General features: G+C 61.2%; 13 protein-coding genes. 8 read left to right on the top strand and 5 right to left on the bottom strand.

Translation table 11 applies throughout. The features are described 5' to 3' along the window. Positions 1-2: 2 nt before the first annotated feature. The 4 genes from ACXYMS_RS06255 to ACXYMS_RS06240 all read right to left on the bottom strand — a co-directional run bounded on the left by ACXYMS_RS06255 (position 3) and on the right by ACXYMS_RS06240 (position 6,071). The gene (locus tag ACXYMS_RS06255; RefSeq protein WP_458904676.1) at positions 3-1,007 is read right to left on the bottom strand and encodes an ABC transporter permease; all 1,005 of its coding nucleotides are present in this window, start codon (positions 1,005-1,007) and stop codon (positions 3-5) included. Positions 1,008-1,310: 303 nt separating this feature from the next. Beyond that, positions 1,311-3,191, bottom strand: coding sequence for an ABC transporter substrate-binding protein (locus tag ACXYMS_RS06250; protein ID WP_458905917.1), 1,881 nt, complete (start codon positions 3,189-3,191; stop codon positions 1,311-1,313). A gap of 274 nt (positions 3,192-3,465) precedes the next feature. After that, entirely contained in the window at positions 3,466-4,977 is a 1,512-nt protein-coding gene (gene arfA, locus ACXYMS_RS06245) for an arabinosylfuranosidase ArfA (RefSeq protein WP_458904674.1), read from the bottom strand. 164 nt (positions 4,978-5,141) lie between these two features. Beyond that, positions 5,142-6,071, bottom strand: coding sequence for an ArsR/SmtB family transcription factor (locus ACXYMS_RS06240; protein WP_458904672.1), 930 nt, complete (start codon positions 6,069-6,071; stop codon positions 5,142-5,144). 236 nt (positions 6,072-6,307) lie between these two features. On the opposite strand from ACXYMS_RS06240, the gene ACXYMS_RS06235 reads away from it, so the two are divergent. Next, positions 6,308-8,575 (top strand): NADP-dependent malic enzyme, encoded by a 2,268-nt coding sequence (locus ACXYMS_RS06235; protein ID WP_458904670.1) that lies wholly within the window; start codon positions 6,308-6,310, stop codon positions 8,573-8,575. Between the two features lie 69 nt (positions 8,576-8,644). Further along, a complete protein-coding gene (locus ACXYMS_RS06230; RefSeq protein ID WP_458904668.1) occupies positions 8,645-9,637 on the top strand; it encodes an acrylyl-CoA reductase family protein in 993 nt (330 codons plus the stop codon). 20 nt (positions 9,638-9,657) lie between these two features. On the opposite strand, the gene ACXYMS_RS06225 is transcribed toward ACXYMS_RS06230, so the two are convergent. Next, on the bottom strand, positions 9,658-10,821 hold the full coding sequence (locus tag ACXYMS_RS06225) for an HPP family protein (RefSeq protein WP_458904666.1): 1,164 nt from the start codon (positions 10,819-10,821) through the stop codon (positions 9,658-9,660). A gap of 488 nt (positions 10,822-11,309) precedes the next feature. On the opposite strand from ACXYMS_RS06225, the gene ACXYMS_RS06220 reads away from it, so the two are divergent. The 6 genes from ACXYMS_RS06220 (at position 11,310) to ACXYMS_RS06195 (ending at position 18,328) form a co-directional block, all read left to right on the top strand. Then, the gene (locus ACXYMS_RS06220) at positions 11,310-12,164 is read left to right on the top strand and encodes a phytanoyl-CoA dioxygenase family protein (protein ID WP_458904665.1); all 855 of its coding nucleotides are present in this window, start codon (positions 11,310-11,312) and stop codon (positions 12,162-12,164) included. 127 nt (positions 12,165-12,291) lie between these two features. Further along, positions 12,292-13,581 (top strand): ABC transporter substrate-binding protein, encoded by a 1,290-nt coding sequence (locus ACXYMS_RS06215; protein WP_458904664.1) that lies wholly within the window; start codon positions 12,292-12,294, stop codon positions 13,579-13,581. A 227-nt stretch (positions 13,582-13,808) separates the two neighbouring features. Next, positions 13,809-14,702: a carbohydrate ABC transporter permease gene (locus tag ACXYMS_RS06210; RefSeq protein ID WP_458904663.1), complete on the top strand. Its 894-nt coding sequence runs from the start codon at positions 13,809-13,811 to the stop codon at positions 14,700-14,702. 3 nt (positions 14,703-14,705) lie between these two features. Continuing rightward, complete coding sequence (locus tag ACXYMS_RS06205; RefSeq protein WP_458904661.1) at positions 14,706-15,611, top strand: carbohydrate ABC transporter permease; 906 nt, start codon at positions 14,706-14,708, stop codon at positions 15,609-15,611. A 12-nt stretch (positions 15,612-15,623) separates the two neighbouring features. Continuing rightward, the gene (locus tag ACXYMS_RS06200) at positions 15,624-16,685 is read left to right on the top strand and encodes an ABC transporter ATP-binding protein (protein WP_458904660.1); all 1,062 of its coding nucleotides are present in this window, start codon (positions 15,624-15,626) and stop codon (positions 16,683-16,685) included. Beyond that, positions 16,682-18,328 (top strand): MGH1-like glycoside hydrolase domain-containing protein, encoded by a 1,647-nt coding sequence (locus ACXYMS_RS06195; protein ID WP_458904658.1) that lies wholly within the window; start codon positions 16,682-16,684, stop codon positions 18,326-18,328. The genes ACXYMS_RS06200 and ACXYMS_RS06195 overlap by 4 nt, the downstream gene beginning before the upstream one ends. The last annotated feature ends 19 nt before the right edge of the window (positions 18,329-18,347 follow it).

Here is an 18,347-nt window from a genome sequence, read left to right as displayed (position 1 = left end):
ACTTACTCCGCCCGCACGCGTGGATCGAGAATGGGATAGAGCAGGTCGACGATGAAGATGGCGACCGCGACCGCCGTTACCGAAACGCTCGCGACCGCCAGCACAAGCGAATAGTCCCCGGCATTCACCGCATCGATCAGCAGCGACCCCAGCCCGGGATAATTGAACACCTGCTCGGTAATCACCGTCCCGGAGAACACCCCGCCCAGCGCCATGGCTAGGGCGGTCAATTGCGGCACCAGGGCGTTGCGCATCACATAGCTAGTCACGATGGTGCCCCGGTTGACGCCCGCCAACTCGGCATAGGTCACATAGTCCTCGGTGACGATATTGCTCACCAGCGCCCGCATGCCCAGGAACCAGCCGCCGAAGCCGACGAGGACCAGCGACATGGCGGGCAGGGTGGCGTGTTGGATGACCGACGAAATGTAAGGCCAGTTCATGCCCGGCGTGACATTCATCGCAAATCCGCCGGAGATCGGCAGGATCGGCCACAGGAAGCCGAACACGATCAGCAGGATGAAAGCGACCACGTAATAGGGGATCGGCTGGATGCCGATGGCAACCAGTCCAAAAGACTTGAGGAACTTGTTGTCCTGGTAGTAGCCGGCCAGTCCACCCATGAAATTGCCGACCGCAAAGGTGATCAGGGTCGCCAGGGTCAGCAGCGTCACTGTCCAGGGCAGGGCGCGCATAACCAGGGTCATGGCCGGCGTCGGGAAGGCCAGCAGCGAAGGGCCGAAATCGCCCTGCACGAGCCTGCTCCAGAAATTGATGTACTGGCTCCAGATCGGTTCTTCGACCCCGTAGAGTTCAGTCAGCGCCGCGCGCATCGCGGTGATCGCTTCGGGATTGGAAACGGATCTGGCCGTCATGCGGCCTAGCGCAGCCTCGACCGGGTTGATGGGTGACAGGTGCGTCACGAGGAACGTCGCAGAAACGCCGAAGAAGATCACCGCCGCCAATTGCAGCAGGCGCTTCCCGACAAACCAGAGATAACCGTGCATCTTCGAACCGTCCCGAAAGGGCAATCGCTCCGGTAGAGCGATTTAAGGAGAGACAACCACAAGTCCTGCGGACGAATGGCCCAGCCTCTCCATAATCACGATATCACCCTCCCCATGTGCGGAGGGAAGCGGGCTAGGATCTGGCCTCTGGCCAGGTCCATTGAATAAAGCAGGTGGGGATGTCTGCATCGGCCTGCTCGCCACTCCCACGGTCTTGCCGTCTGGGAGCAAATTACAGGAGGGGCGTGCCGTAGGCACGCCCCTCCGAGCGGCCCGGCTTGCGCCGGACCTCCCGGGAGAACCTCAGGAAGCGCCTTCGACCGGGCTGATCTGCGTGAAGATATACTTCGCATTCGACCAGTTGGTGACCGGGTTCGCATAGGGGTTTTCTGCATTGGGCCAGCCGGTCCAGAACCGGTTCGACTGGATGGAGAACACGTTGTAGGACATGATCGGGATGTTCGGCATCTCCTCGAGGTGGAGCTTGACGAACTCATGGCCGTATTCGATGGCCTTCGGATCGTTGAAGTCGATGCCGCGAACCTTGTTGATGATCTCGTCAAGGCGCGGATCTTTCCAGCGCATCCAGTTGCGGCCCGGCTGGGTCTCGCCTGGCTCCACCACGAAGGACGAGTGGTAGCTGTCGAGGAAGAACGCCAGGTCGGGATGACCGCCATAGGTTTCCACGGCCCAGCCGATCTCCACCTCGAAGTCGCCCGCACCGGTACGATCCCAGATGTCCGTGGCCACTTCCGCCGTAGCCTGTACGCCGTTCTGGCTCCAGCTCTGGGCAATCATCACGCCGAGACGGTTGATAACGCCTTCCTGGGGGACCAGCACGCTGATCGTGAATGGCGTGCCGTCGGGCTGCATCCACTGGTTGCCGCTCTTGGTGAAACCGGCGGCGGTCAGCAGTTCTTCGGCAGCCTGGACATCGGTCTTCCACCAGCCATAGCCGAACGAATTGCGGATCGCTTCAGGATCGGTCGGAACCTGGTCACCGAATTGCGGACGTACCATTTCGGCGATCTGCAGGCCGACATCCGGATCGTAGGGCTTGATGACGCGCGAACCGGTGTCGAGCTCGAAATTGACCAGGTAGTCCTGCAGCGGCGCGTGATAATCGCGCGGATGCGTGCCGGTCGGCGGGATGGAGATTGCCGAAAGCGTCGCCGCGCCGCGATAGGACGCCATGGACATGGCGCGCGCATCGAGCATGAGGGTGAGTGCCCAGCGGACCCGTTTGTCCTGGAACTTGGGGTTCTGCAGGTTGAACACCGCCATCGGCAGGGTCGGATCGGGGTGCGCATAGGGGAAGCCGGGGAACCAGCCCTGCACGTCCGGATCTTGCTGCACAATCGAGAACGTGCCTTCCGGCGACAGGTCGTGGATCATGTCCAGATTGCCGTTGCGCATTTCGATCAGGCGATTGTCGGTCGAAATATTGTTCCGGTAGATAACATATCTGGGCTTGGGTTCGCCCACCAGCGCCATTGTGGTCTTGTCCCAGTCGGCGCGCTTCTCCCAGATATACCAGGTGCCGTTCGGATCGAACGAATGCAGCGTATAGGGGCCAAGGCTGACCGGCGGGTTGTTCTCGAAGGCCACGATGTCCTCGACGCCCTCGAACACATGCTTGGGCATGATCCAGGCGGCGTTCCAGCGCACCGAGAAGGTGGTGTGGAAGCGCGAATTCGGATTCTTGAGCACGAAGTGGACGGTATAGGGGTCGACTGCCGTCACGCTCTCGATCTGCGTCGAGAAGGCGCCATACCAGCCGGTGCCCGGCGTTGCCGCCTGCTTTTCTACAGTGAACACCACGTCGTCGGCGGTGAATTCCACACCGTCGCTCCACATGATGCCCTTACGCAGGTTCACGGTCATTTCCGAGAAGTCGTCATTATACTCCCACGGGCCTTCCGCCAGGGAATAATAGATGGCGTTCTCGCTGGCTTCCGGTATGCCGGCATCCGGATCGATATACCAGAAGGTGTCTGCCGTCAGCTGCTGCAGACCGGTGCTCAGCCCGCCGCCGCCATTGGCCCACAGGTTGAACCAACCCGGATTGCGGATCGTGCCTTCCGGGTTGTGAACGATAACAGTTTCATTGCGCGGGAACTGCGCCAGGTCCGGCGCCGAGCCCTCGGCTTCCTGCGCGAAGGCCAGCCCCTTGCCGGCGGCCATGATTGCGCCGACCGCGGTCGTGCCGATCAGAAAATTGCGTCTGTCCATTGATTTCCTCCCATGTGGAACACCTTTTGGCGCTCCCTTCCAAAGGGCTCCTCAACCCTTCGATAAGTCATACTTAACTAGGGGTAATCGACTGTCAATGCGTTTTCTGATGTAAATCCATTACCATGATACAAAAAGCAGTAAGGGGCACCTTTTCGGGGCGCGCCTCACTCAAAATGGCTGCTCATGTCCGTTCATCAACGGGGTCCTGGACCCCGGCCTGGCCTCAGATCTTGACCCGAACCATCTGGTAGGAATAGGGCGGCAGGCTGACGGTGAGCTTGCCACCGCCGACCGTGGCGCCAGAGCCCTTCCTGGGAGCGACTTCATCCTGCTTGCCGGCCGTATTGACCGCCTTGAGATCGGGATGGGTCATCACCTGATGGTCGATTACCGTAGCGTTTCCAAAGCCTTGTAGGCTGATTTCGGATTCGATGCTTTCGCTGGTATGGCGATTGACGAGGAAGAAGCTGAGCGTGCCATCCTCCTCACTATGCACCCCGGAGATATCCACAAAAGGTGTGTCCTTGGCGTGGGTGGTCTCGTAGCCCGGCGAGTTTGTCACCAGTTGCAACGCCGTCCCGCGGCCAAAAACCGAAGCAAAATAATAAGGATAGTAGATCGTCTGCGCCCAGGCCGGGCCGCCCTTTTCAGTCATGATCGGAGCGATCACATTCACCAATTGGGCGATACAGGCGATCTTCACCACATCCGAGCGGCGAATGAAGGTGTTGAGGATCAGCCCCACCATCAGGACGTCTTCGAAATTGTAGATGTCCTCCAGCAATCCCGGCGCATGCGGCCAGCCGCCATCACCATCCAGGATCTCGCGATCCTTCTTGTTGGAATGGTACCAGACATTCCATTCGTCGAAGGAGATATAGATGTCCTTCTTCGATTTCTTCTTTGCCTTCACCTGCTTGATCGTCGCCGCTACTGTCTCGATATAGCGGTCCAGCTTGGCGCTCAGGCCCAGATAGTTCGGCGTATTGTCGTCGCGATTGGCGAAATACATGTGCAGGCTGATATGGTCGACATGTTCATAGGTATGCTCGAGCACGATGCGCTCCCAGTCGGGAAAGCTCGGCATGTCCATATGCGATGACCCGCAGACGATCAGCTCTAGCGACTTGTCGAACATGCGCATCGCCCGCGCCGTGTTGGCGGCAAGCTTGCCATACTCGTCGGCATCCTTGTGTCCGACCTGCCAAGGGCCGTCCATCTCATTACCAAGACACCACATTTTGACGTTCCAGGGTTCCTTACGCCCGTTCTTGATGCGCAGGTCGGACCAGTAGGAACCGCCGGGATGATTGACATATTCGAGGAAGTTGCGGGCCTCGTCGACGCCGCGCGAACCAAGGTTCACCGCCAGCATCATCTCGGTGCCAACACTTGCGCACCAATCCGCAAACTCGTGCACGCCGACCGCATTGCTTTCGGAAGTGTGCCAGGCAAGGTCAAGGCGCACCGGGCGCTCTTCGCGCGGGCCGATACCGTCTTCCCAGTTATAGGCGGATACGAAATTGCCGCCCGGATAGCGCACCACGGGCACATTGAGCTTCTTGACCAGGTCGATCACGTCGCCGCGCATGCCGTCCTTGTCGGCGCTCGGATGGTCCGGCTCGTAGATGCCTTCATAGACCGCCCTGCCCAGGTGCTCCAGAAAGGCCCCATAGACACGATCGTCAATTTTGGCGATCGTGTAATCCTTGTTTGCAATCGCGGACGCTTTCACCAGCCCCTCCACTAATTCCGTTTTTCTGATTTATATCATTAAGTCGGTTTTAGCTGTGGGTCGCTGGCCGTGCAAGCTCAAAAATATGATTTTTGTGATGCCGGGTCAGGATCGGCGACCATGAGGTTCACAACTATATCTGATCGGCCGCGGGCGGGGACAAGTCAGGGCGTGGTTTGCAGGCGCAGGATAATGTCCTGATCGTAATTGCCAAAACCCTTGCCGAAAATGTTGATGCCACCGGGATGCTTGGCGTCCGGTTTGACCGCGATACGCAGGCGGATCGAGTGGTGATTGGCCAGGTCCAGGTCATGCAGGGACACCGGCGAGATCTTCATGCCGTCCACATAGGTGCCGTCCATGGTCACGCGCCAGCTTTTGAGCTTGCCATATTGGCTGCCCTTGAGTTTCCACCAGTCCGGCGTATAGACGCCGCGCTTGTCGCCGAAATCACCGGTCGACAGCCAGGTCCCGATCTCGGTGCCATTGACAGAAAGCGTGATGTCGCTGGGCCAGTCCGCTGAGGTTCCCGGCACTTCCGAGCTCAGCTCCAGCGAAAATTCCATCGATTCAATAGTGTTTTGGGCCAACTTGGCATTATTGGGGAACTGGTACTCCAGGAACCCGCGCGTGAACCAGATCAACCCGGCCTTCATGCGATCCGGGTCGAGATAGGTATCGGGCACATCGAGCAGCCCGATAATGCCCTCGGTTGAGCACAGCCCGCAGGGCGCCGAGACCTCACAACTGGTATAGAGCCCGAGCGGCATCGACACCTCGATCGTGTTGGCGCGCAATGGCTTGATGTCATCCTTGAACATCACCAGCACTTCGTCGAACGTCGAGTGGCAGATCTTCTGGTTGCCCTTGCGGGCCTTTTGCGTCTCCGTCCGGATCAGGCCTGCGCCTTCAAGTGTCTGCAAATTCGTCGATACGGTTGACTGCGGTAGCCCCAGGCGTTCGGCAATATCATTGCCATTGAGCGGCCCCTCGATATGCAGCAACTTGAGCATCTTGACCCGGATTGGCGATGCCAGACCCTTGAGGACTTCGATGTCTTCTTCAGGATCGATAACAAGGAAATTGCGGCTCATGAGGGCAATACAGCTCGTTTTTGGGAGACAACAGAATAATTGTCTATCAGGAAAACTGAACCGATCAATCAGAAACAGCCCAATATTGGGTTCGATCCCGAATTTTGGATTACATCGGAAATGCGACTAAGGCATAGCTTGGCTTGATTGGGCAGACCTGTTCTTGAGAACATTTGCCGTTCGAAGACGCGGCGCGCGGTGCGGGTGCTGTCCGTAGCCAAGGTAGGGAGAGATCGATGTCCGACGACAAGGCGACAAGCCTGCGGGAAGCCGCGCTGCATTTCCATGAATTCCCGCGGCCCGGCAAACTGGAAATCACGCCGATCAAGCCGCTGGCCAATACGCGTGACCTGTCCCTGGCCTATTCGCCCGGCGTCGCCACCCCCTGCGAGGAAATTGCCGCCAATCCAGCCAACGCCTATCGCTACACCTCCAAGGGGAACCTGGTCGCGGTCATATCCAATGGCACCGCCGTGCTCGGCCTGGGCAATATCGGCGCTCTGGCGTCAAAGCCGGTGATGGAAGGCAAGGCGGTCCTTTTCAAGAAGTTCGCCGGCATCGACAGCATCGACATCGAGGTCAACGAGCAGGACCCCGCGCGCTTCATCGAAATCGTGGCACCGCTTGAACCCACCTTTGGCGGCATCAATCTTGAGGACATAAAGGCGCCGGAATGCTTCGAGATCGAGGAAGCGCTGCGCGAGCGTATGAATATCCCGGTCTTTCATGACGATCAGCACGGCACCGCCATCATCGTGGCGGCCGCCGTCATCAACGCCATGCGGCTGGTCAAGAAGGATATCGGCAAGGTCAAGATCGTGACCTCCGGGGCAGGGGCCGCGGCTATCGCCTGCATGAACATGCTCATCGCCGTCGGCGCCAAGCGGGAAAACATCTGGATCGCTGACAGCAAGGGCCTGGTGACCAGGGCTCGGGACAATTCCGTCGATCGCTGGCGCGGCGCCTTCGCTCAGGACACCGACAAGACCGAGCTCGCAGAGGTCATGGCCGGGGCCGATATCTATGTCGGCCTCTCCAAGGCTGGCGCCCTCAAGCCCGAAATGATGAAGAACATGGCGCCCAATCCGCTGATCCTGGCGTTGTCCAATCCCATCCCCGAAATCATGCCCGAACTGGCCAAGGAGGCCCGCCCCGATGCCATGGTCTGCACCGGGCGCTCGGATTATCCCAATCAGGTCAACAACGTCCTCTGTTTCCCCTTCCTCTTCCGCGGCGCGCTCGATTGCGGCGCCACCACCATCAACGAGGAAATGAAGGCTGCTGCGGCCCATGCCATCGCCAAGCTTGCGCATGAGCCGGGGCTGGAGGCGACGGCCCATGGCGTTCCCGCCATCTTCGGTCCCGACTATCTCATCCCAAATCCCTTCGACCAGCGGCTGATCCTGCGCATTGCTCCGGCGGTCGCCAAGGCGGCCATGGAGTCCGGTGTTGCTGCTCGCCCGATTACCGATTTCGACGCCTATCGCGACACGCTCCGCCGCTTTGTCTTCCGCTCAGGTATGGTGATGAAGCCCATGATCGAGCGGGCGCAGGCCGCCGACAAGCGCATCGCCTTCGCCGATGGCGAAGACGAGCGCGTGTTGCGTGCCGCCCAGGTCATTCTTGAAGAGGGCATCGGCAAGCCCATTCTCATCGGCCGTCCATCGGTCATTGAAACGCGTCTTGAACGCTTCGGCCTCACCATCCGGCCGGACACAGATTTCGAGGTCATCAACCCCGAGGACGATCCGCGCTATCGCGACTATGTCGCCGATTTCCATGCGCTGGTCGGCCGCAAGGGCGTCACGCCCGACACCGCCCGCACCATCGTGCGCACCAATACCACCGTGATCGGCGCCCTCGGGGTGCGGCGCGGCGATGCCGATGCGCTGATCTGCGGCTTGCAGGGTCGGTTCATCAAGCATGCCCGGGACATCCACTCGGTCATCGGCATCGCCCCGGGCGCGCGCCAGCTATCGGCGCTCTCCATGCTGATCCTCAACCGCGGCGTGTTCTTCCTGGCCGACACCTATGCCAATATCGACCCCAGCGCCGACGAACTCGTCTCCATCGCCCTCCAGGCCCGCGATCACCTCAAGCGCTTCAATATCGAGGCCAAGGCGGCGCTGCTGAGCTACTCCAATTTCGGCTCGCGCGACGGCGAGAGCAGCGAAAAGATGCGGACGGTCTATGACAGTCTCAAGCTTGCCGCGCCCGATCTGGTGGTCGAGGGCGAAATGCAAGGCGATCTTGCTGTCAACGCCGAACTGCGCGAGCGCTACATCCCCGATTCAGTGCTCAAAGGCGAAGCCAATCTCCTGATCTTCCCCAATCTGGAGGCCGCCAATCTCTCTATGACCCTGCTCAAGGAGCTCAATAATGGCCTCCATATCGGCCCCATCCTGATGGGCACGGCAAAACCCGCGCATATCCTGGCGCCCACCGTGACCTCGCGCGGCATCGTCAACATGGCCGCTATCGCGGCCACCGAGGCGGCGGGGTAAGCCTTTCGCCTGCCACCGCTTTGCGCCATGCTGTCGCTGTCACCTGGATGGCACAAGTGGAGAAAACCCATGACCTTTCGCGCCCTGCTCACCGAAAAGGCCGAAGACGGAACCATCGCGTCATCCGTCCAGTCCTTGTCCGATGATCGCCTTCCTGAAGGTGACATCACTGTCGACGTGGCCTGGGCGGGCCTCAACTACAAGGATGGACTTTGCCTCACCGGGCAGGGCGGGCTGGTCCGGACCTATCCCCATGTCGCGGGTATCGACTTCGCCGGTACGGTGCTCGACAGCAGTGATTCCCGCTACCGCTCGGGTGATGCGGTGGTACTTACCGGCTGGCGCGTCGGGGAGGCGCATTGGGGCGGCTATGCCCAGCGAGCCCGGGTCAAGGCCGACTGGCTGGTGCCCTTGCCCGTCAACCTCACGGCGCGCGACGCCATGATCATGGGCACGGCGGGTCTCACTGCCATGCTGGCCATCAACCGGTTGGAAGCCGAGGGCATCAAGCCATCAAGCGGCGATATCTTGGTCACCGGCGCCGCCGGTGGCGTTGGGTCCATTACGGTGGCCATGCTAAAGCGCCTCGGCTACACCGTGGCCGCGCTTTCCGGCCGGCCCCAGCACGCCGACATGCTGCTATCCCTCGGTGCCGCCAGCGTCATCGATCGCGCGGAATTCATGGCCCAGCCCGACAAGCCGCTCGAAACCGCCCGCTTTGCCGCTGCCATCGACTGTGTGGGCGGCGATATTCTTGGCAAGCTGCTGCGCCAGATCGCCTACGGCGGCGCCGTTGCCAGTCTGGGCAATGCGGCGGGGATCAACCTCAACACCAATGTGCTGCCCTTCCTGCTCCGCGGCGTGACACTCGCCGGTATAGACAGCGTTATGCAGCCCTTCGATGCGCGTATGGCCGCCTGGTCCCGCCTCGCCGGCATCTTCGACTTCGGCGCCTATGGTGACAATGTCGAGGAGGTCGGGCTCGAAGCGCTGCCGCATAAAGCCGCGCAAATCCTCAAGGGCGAGGTGAAGGGCAGGGTGCTGGTCAATCCCGCCCGTTAGGGGGAAAGCGCGCCCGGGTCTCAGGCGATCAGCGCCTGCTCGAAGGCGTCGCTGCCGAACAGCGCGGCAATGAGGTCCGATTGGGTCACCATGCCCTGCAGCGCGCCATTATCGGCGGCAACCGGCAGGTGGTGGTGACCCGAATCCAGCATCAGCCGCATCACCAGTGCAATCGGCATGGCTTCGGTGACGGTCGCCACGTCCTTGGTCATCACGTCTCGCACCTTGCCGCGCAGCGGTCTGTCCGAATTGGACATCGAGCGCAGCCGCCACCCGAGGCCCGAAGACGCATGCACCGGCCCCCATTCGGCCTTTTCCAGCAGGTCGGTCTGGGTGAGGATGCCCACCACAAGCCCTTCCGCATCGACCACCGGCAGCGCCTTGACGCCATGCGTCCGCAGGCTACGCAGTGCAATCCGTAACGAGGTGCCCGGCTGCACGCGCGCCACGTCGCGCGACATCACCATGCCTGCCGTGATCCCGCCTGAGCGGCGCGAAAAGGCCAGCAGGGCCGCGCGTTCGATCATGTCCTCGATATCGGCCGGGTCGACGCTGACCACCTCGTCCCGCTCGCGAATGACCGTCTTGAGGTCTTCCACGGAAATCCCCAGGCTCACTCGGGGCGCAAAGGGTAGCACTTTGCTCTCCGCCACCGGGTTGGCCGCCGGCATGTGTGGATAGTCCTTGCCGGTCAGCCGGTTGAAGGCCATCGCCGCGAGCAGCAGCAGCAACGAATTGATCCCGACTGGCCAGGCAACGAAGCCATAGCCCAGTTCGAGGATTGCAGGTCCTCCGATGACGGCCGTCAACGCCACGGCGCCGCTGGGCGGATGTAGGCATTTGAAGGTCAACATCAATCCGATGCTGATAGAGACAGCCAGCGCCGCGGCAATCGGCGTGCCACCGAGCAGCAGTGCGCACGTCACCCCGACAAGTGCCGCCAGGCAATTGCCCACGAGGATCGACCAGGGCTGGGCGAGAGGACTGGCCGGAACCGCAAACAGCAATACTGCGGACGCGCCGATCGGGGCCATCAGCAGCGGCAGTGCCGGCCCCTGTCCCAGCGCCAGCGCCGTAACGCCCGCCGTCGCCAGAATGCCCACGAACGCGCCAATGGCTGCCCGCAGCCGCTCTGCGGGGCTCACGGCCACCATATGGGGCAAGATACGCGCCAGGATTTTCATGGCCGCTCACCTAGCATTGCGAGCGCGCGTTCTCAAAGCGTGCGAATGCGTTCTTGTCCGGCATCGCGCAATAAATTGCTGCGGTGCCGGGCTCTTAAGCAACAGCTCCGCGAAGCCGGCCCGATCCGGATTTGCTGACGACAGCCCCTATCGCGGGGTCGCTGGCCGAGCCATGGCTGCTCTACCCTATTGACTTGTATGGAAGATAAGACAATCTTGTGCTCAATCTGAGTGGGGTAAACCTCTCAGGAACGGCCGGAGACACGTCATGGGCCCCATGGGCCCAGCCAGGGTATGTGGTAAAGCGTGAGCTACGCGGTACGTCTGCTGTCTGACCGAACCAACCAACGGACAGTTGCTCGTATCGACCTTCTGAGTTGCCCGCAAAATGATCTCAACCGTGCGGTCGCGGTTGGCGGGACGATCCTTCCCAGCAGCACCGCATCAACATCGCCCAGGTAGAGGGCGAGAGAGTGCGGGAGGAAGGGATGGTGACCGGTACGGCGCCGGGTGCAGCTTGCACCGATCTCGAGCGCTACCTGTTCGACCTTAACGGTTTTCTGGTCATCCCCGGCGCGCTGTCACCCGCCGAGGTGACCGCCTGCAATGTCACGCTCGACCAGCATCAGGATTTCACCGGCGATGGCTGGCACGACAATGTGCGCCTCTATAACGACCCGGCTCGCCAGGAAGGCCTCGTCCTGCAGCAGGTCTATGAGGCCGGTCCGGTCTGGGAGAACCTGATCGATCATCCGTCCTGGTTCGCCAAGGCCGTGCACTTCATCGGCTCGGACGACCCCGAGAACTTTGACGGCCACCACGGCCCCGCCTTCATCGACGAGTGCTTCGCATCGCTGCGTGGCCCCGGCCAGGCGCTGCGCCTGCATTCGGGCGGTCATGTCGGCACCATCCGCACTCAATACCGCTTCCACGCGGGCAGGTTTCATTGCGGCCAGGTCAATGTGCTGATTGCCCTCAATGATATCGGTCCGGGTGACGGCGCCACCATGGTCATCCCCGGCAGCCACAAATCCAATCTGCGCCATCCCCAGACTGTGGATGTCGACAAGCGCGACGAGCAGACTTCGGTGGACGGTATCGCCGGCGCCGTCGAGGTTCACCTCAAGGCTGGCGACGCGCTGATGTTCGTGGACGCCATCATGCACGGCTCGGCCCGCCGCACCAATCCCGGCCAGCGCCGGATGACCGTTTATCGCTATGGCCCCAGTTGGGGCTATTTCCGGCATGACATGCTTCCGAGCGCCGCCCTCCTGGCGCGGCTGACGCCTGCGCGGCGCCGGATCGTCATGCCGCACAAGACCCCTTTGGCCGCCAGCGGCTAGGCGGTCTGGAGGGTATGAATTTTGCTGACCCGTACAAAGAGGTACGTAAGTCAGCAAGAGGGACGGCGGACTGTCGGTTGAGGACCCGACGGACCGCCAAACGAAGAAGCGCTCTGGGAGGAACACAATGAGCAAACTGACGAGACGTACTTTTCTGGGAGCCTCAGGCTCCGTGCTGGCCCTGGCGGCCATGGGCCGACCGGCCTTAGCGCAGTCTGCCGAAATCCGTCATTTCTGGTGGGGTAATCCGGAACGCGACAAGCGCACCTTTGCCGTCATCGACATCTTCAATGAGAAGAATCCTGACATCAATGTCACCGGCGAAACCCTTGGCTTCGCGGACTATTTCACCAAGCTGACCACCCAGATCGCCGGCGGCAATATGCCCGACGTGATCCAGCAGGGTTATGGCGTGCTGTTCGAATATATCGCCAACGGCGCCATCGTGCCGCTGGACGAATATGTTGGCTCGAGCCTCGACATTTCCAGGATGGACCAGAGCGCCATCGACGCTGGCACCGTGGACGGCAAATTCTATGCCCTGTCCATCGGCGCCAACAGCCACATGGCCATGTTCAATACGCGCCTGTTCGAGGAAGCCGGCATCGTCCCCGGCACCGATTTCGACCCCTATGGCTACACCTATGACGAGCTGGCCGAATTCGCCGCCGCGATCAAGCAAGCCACCGGCGTCGCCGGCACCGACGACAATACCGCCGACTACCAGAACTTCTCCGACTTCGTCGGCCAGAAGGGCGCTATGTTGTTCAACGAGGACGGCACCTACGGCCCGACCCAGGAAATCGTCGAGGAATACTGGGCGACCTGGGAGAAAATCCGCAATGCCGGCGGCACCCCTCCGGGGCCGGAAAGCGCTGGCCTTGCCGGTGTCTCCGATCTGGCATTGATGGGCGTGGTCACCGGCAAGACGGCCATGACCTATCTCTGGAGCAACCAGCTTGTTGGCGTGCAGAGCCTGATGCAGGACAAGCTCGGCGCCGCCATGTACCCCAACACGCCCGACATGATCCCCGGTTCGATCGTGCAGCCCAGCCAGTTCGTCTGCCTGACCCGCGATAGCGCCAACCCCGAGGCCGCAACGGCCTATATGAGCGCCTTCGTCAACGATCTTGACATGACGGCGGTGTTGGGACTGGAACGTGGCATACCCAGCCAGAGCGATGTGCGCGCTGCCCTTCAGCCCAAGCTGACGGAAGTCGAGGCCCTTTCGGTCGAGTTCTTCGACAAGATCCAGGGCAAGACGGCTGTATTGCCGCCACCGCCGCCAAGCGGCTCGAACGAGGTCGAACAGACGTTTGAGCGTCTTGCCGTCAACGTCCTGCTCGGCGAGCGTTCGATCCCCGAAGTCGCCAGCGACTTCCTGGCTCAGGCCCAGGCGATCCTCGCCCGAGCCTAAATCATTGCATCACCAGCAGCGGGTTTGCCGCTGGTGATGCGATCGGCAGGGGAAGCGCTGCACCCGGCACGTCATGTCGCTTTCCTGACACCCGGTCCGTCGCTCTCCCTCCCGTGGGGCGGCGGATTTCTCCCCGGGACGAGGCGGCACCTGCCTTTTGGTCGCGGCAGGTGCCGCATCCCGCTATACTCCCCGCCAGGGGTCCTGACCTGAGACTGGAGCCACGCGTGCAACGTTTCTTCCGCCGCAATTTTGCCGGCTATGCTTTTCTCTCGCCGTGGCTCATCGGTTTTTTCCTGCTGGCCATCGGGCCGATCCTGGCCTCGCTCTATCTCAGCTTCACCAAGTACAATGTCGTGCGGCCGCCGGAATGGATCGGCCTCGACAATTTTGCCTACATGGTCCAGTTCGACCAGCGCTTCTACAAGGCTTTGCAAGTCACCTTCACCTTCGTGGTCGTGTCGGTACCGCTCAAGCTCATCTTTGCCCTCGGCGTTGCCATGGCGCTCGATAAGGGCATTCGCGCCATCGGCTGGTATCGGGCTTTGTTCTATCTGCCCTCCATCCTTGGCGGCTCCATCGCCGTTGCCATTCTGTGGCGCCAATTGTTCAACTATGACGGCGTCATCAACTCCATCCTGCGCCTGTTCGGCGCCGATGGTCCCTATTGGCTGGCTGACCCCAAATATTCGCTCTGGACACTGATCGTACTGGCCATCTGGCAGTTTGGTTCGCCCATGCTGATTTTTTTGGCGGGCCTTCGCGCCATCCCCCAGGAGCTCTACGAAGCCGCCGAGATCGACGCGGCCGGGCCGGTGAAGAAGTTCTTCGCCATCACCGTGCCGCTCCTGGCGCCGGTCATTTTCTTCAATCTGGTGCTGCAGATGATCGAAGCCTTCAAGAGCTTTTCGGGCGCCTTCATCATCTCCGGCGGCTCCGGCGCCCCACTCGATAGCCTCTTGTTCTTCACCGTCTATCTCTACAACGAGGCCTTCAGCTTCCTGCGCATGGGCTATGCCTCGGCGCTCGCCTGGGTCCTGCTGCTGATCATCGCCGCCTTCACCGCCATCGCCTTCTGGACCTCGAAATACTGGGTCCACTACGAGAACGAGAGGGGCTGAGCCATGACCGCCTCCACAATACCCACCACCACTCAGACCACCGCCGAGATCGCCCTCGCATACCGCGCCGAAAAGGCCCGCCACGCCCGCCGCGCCGGCATTCTCAAGCACGTCTTTCTCACACTGACCTCGTTGGTCATGATCTACCCCCTGATCTGGATGTTTGCCGCCTCGCTCAAGCCCGACAATCAAATCTTTGGTGACCTGGGCCTATGGCCGAGCGAGTTCCAGTGGGACAACTATTCTGACGGCTGGAATGCCCTGCCAATCAGCTTCACGACCTTTTTCTGGAATTCCACCTTGGTCACCGTGCTCTCGGTGATCGGCAACGTCATCTCCTGTTCCTTTGCTGCCTACGCTTTCGCCAGGCTGGAATTCACCGGCAAGACCATGTGGTTTGCCCTGATGATGATGACACTGATGATCCCCTATCACGTGGTGCTGATCCCCCAGTATATCCTGTTCCTCAACCTCGGCTGGGTGGACAGCTATCTGCCCCTGATCGTGCCAAAATTCCTCGCCGGCGATGCCTTCTTCATTTTCCTCATGATCCAGTTCTTCCGCCAATTGCCGCGCGAGCTGGACGAGGCGGCGATGATCGACGGCTGCTCGCCCTTCAAGATCTACTGGGCCATCATCATGCCGTTGAGCCTGCCCGCCATGGCGACGGCGGCGATCTTCTCGTTCATCTGGACCTGGGAGGATTTCCTCGGGCCACTGGTCTATCTCAACGACATGGCCGACTACACCGTGCCCTTGGCGCTGCGCAGCTTCATCAGCACTGACGGCGTCAGCCAGTATGGTCCCATGTTCGCCATGTCCATCCTCTCCATCCTGCCCATCCTCCTGTTCTTCATCATCTTCCAGCGGCTCATCATCCGCGGAATCGCGATGAGCGGCCTCAAGTAAGAAGCAACCGAAATGGCATCTGTTACCCTTTCCGAAGTTCGCAAGGCCTATGCCGGTCTCGAGGTCATTCATGGCATCGATCTGGAGGTCCAGTCCGGCGAGTTCCTCGTCCTGGTCGGCCCATCGGGCTGCGGCAAGTCCACGCTGCTGCGCATGATCGCGGGGCTCGAGGAAATCACCGATGGCACGGTTTCCATTGGCGATCGCGTGGTCAACGACCTGCCGGCCAGCCAGCGCAACCTCTCGATGGTCTTCCAGTCCTATGCGCTCTACCCGCATATGAGCGTGCGCAAGAACCTGGCCTTTGGCCTCTCCAATCTTCGCATGCCCCGGGACGAAATCGACCGCCGTGTCGCCGATGCCGCCCGCATCCTCCAGATCGGGGAATTGATGGAACGCAAGCCGCGCCAGCTTTCGGGCGGGCAGAAGCAGCGTGTCGCGATTGGCCGGGCCATCGTGCGCGAACCGCAGCTTTTCCTGTTCGACGAACCGCTCTCCAATCTCGATGCCGAATTGCGGGTGCAGATGCGTGTCGAACTGGCCAGTCTTTACAACCGGCTGGGTACCACCATGATTTATGTGACCCACGACCAGACCGAGGCCATGACCATGGCCACGCGCATCGCCGTGCTCAACAAGGGCTATCTCGAACAGGTCGGCACGCCCTTCGAGCTCTACAACAATCCGCGTAATCTCTTCGTCGCCAGCTTCATCGGCTCGCCCAAGATGAACCTGCTCAAGGGCGTTGCGTCAGGGCAGGGGATCGACCTCGCCGGTGTCGGCAACCTCGCGGCAAAGCTCGATGCCGCAGGAGACGTCACCGTCGGCATCCGCCCCGAGCACCTGGCGATCAACGCACCGGGCGACGTCGCCGTGGAGGGCACCATTACCCTGGTCGAATATCTGGGCAGCGAACTTTTCGTCTATGTCGCCTTGGGCAGCGGCCAGACGCTGATGGCCCAGGCGCCGGGCCACGCCCAGCACCAACGCGGCGACACTGTGACCCTCAGCTTCCTGGCCGATGACGCGCATTTCTTCAATGCCGAGGGCCTCCGTATCGAGGCCTCTGCGTGATCCATCCTCTGCTTGCGCAATTGCGTGCCATCGATGTGGCCGAACAGGTCGGCCCACTTGCCAGGCCCGAAGATGCTGCGCTGCTGGCCGAATGGCAACGCTCCGGCGTGCGCTTCGTCTCCAGCGCCAAGCAACTGACCAGCCGCTATTACGACGCGGTGCGCGAACTGTTCGACTGTATTGCTCCAGCCGCCGATGATACGCCGATCCTGCACGAAGGCGGCATCTACCACGGCTGCTGGCTCGAAAGCACCGGCACCATCAATGCGGAATTGCTCAGCCGCTTCCTGCCCTCGGTGACGACCGCGACCTATTCTGCCTTTGTCCGCTATCAGCGCGACGATGGCCTCTTCCCCTACAAGATTACCTCGCAGGGCCCGTCCTATAACCAAATCCAGCTGGTCACCCCACTGGCACGCTCGGTATGGAACCACTTCCGCCTCAACCGGATCGACGCTGATTGGCTGAGCGAGATGTTCGGCGCCATGGCGCGCTACGACGCCTGGCTCGCCCGCCACCGCGACACGCTGGGCACCGGCGCCGTCGAGGCCTTTTCAACCTATGACACCGGGCATGACCTCTCCTCGCGCTTCTGGCATGTGCCCGACAGCCCCTTTGCCAACGACCCGACGCGCTACGATCCGGACAATCCCATCCTGCCCTTCATCGCGCCGGATCTCACCGCCAACGTCGCCTGCCAGCGCAGCTATCTCGGCGCCATGGCTGATCATCTCGGCGGCGACGGCAATGCCTGGCGCGACAAGGCCGAGGCCAGCCGCGCCGCGCTCTACGCGCAATGCTATGATCCCGATGACGCCTTTTTCTATGATCGCGACCGCAATGGCCGCATGGTTCGCATCCAGTCCGACAACCTGCTGCGGGTCCTAGCCTGCGAGATCGGTGACGCCGAAAGCTTTGCCGAGGCGCTGGACCGCTACCTGCTCAACACGCGCAAATTCTTCGCCAAATTCCCGCTGACCTCGATTGCGCTCGATGATCCGCGCTTTGACCCCACTTTCGGCCACAATAGCTGGAACGGACCGAGTAATTTCCTCACCCTCATCCGCACGCCGCATGCCTTCGAGCATCACGGGCACGACGTCGAACTGACCTGGATCATGCAGCCGGCCCTCTCGGCGCTGTTCACGGCAGACCGCTTCCCGCAGACGCTCAGCCCCTATACCGGCGCAGCGGGCTTCACCGAAAAATACTCGCCCTCCATCCTCTGCCTCCTCGACTTTATCGAGCGGCTCTCCGGCATCCTGCCGCGTCCTGACGGATCGCTCTGGTTCACCGGCCTCATCCCCAAGCCGGCCACCCATCGTTACGAACTCTGGGAAACCGCCTATGCGCGGACAGTCGACGGCACCGCCTTCGAACTCCTCAACACAGCCGAATTCAGCGAAATTCACCGCAACGGCGACCTCCTCTGCCGCTTCCCTGCCGGACTGCGACTCATCACCGACCGCGTTGGCAAGTTGCGTGAAATCGAAGGGCTCTCCGGCCGGACACTCAGCGGCGAGATCGTCTTCGAGGGGCGCAGCATCCCTTTCAGCGTAGCCCCCAATGAGCGTCAAACCCTTGCTGTTGGGGGTTTCGAGGCCATTGGCGGACCGGGATTGGTCTTGCCGACTTATGGATGAGAGGCGTAGCCTTCCCCTG

Source organism: Devosia sp. CAU 1758, assembly GCF_054482695.1.
This window is presented reverse-complemented; position numbering and strand designations above follow the sequence as displayed.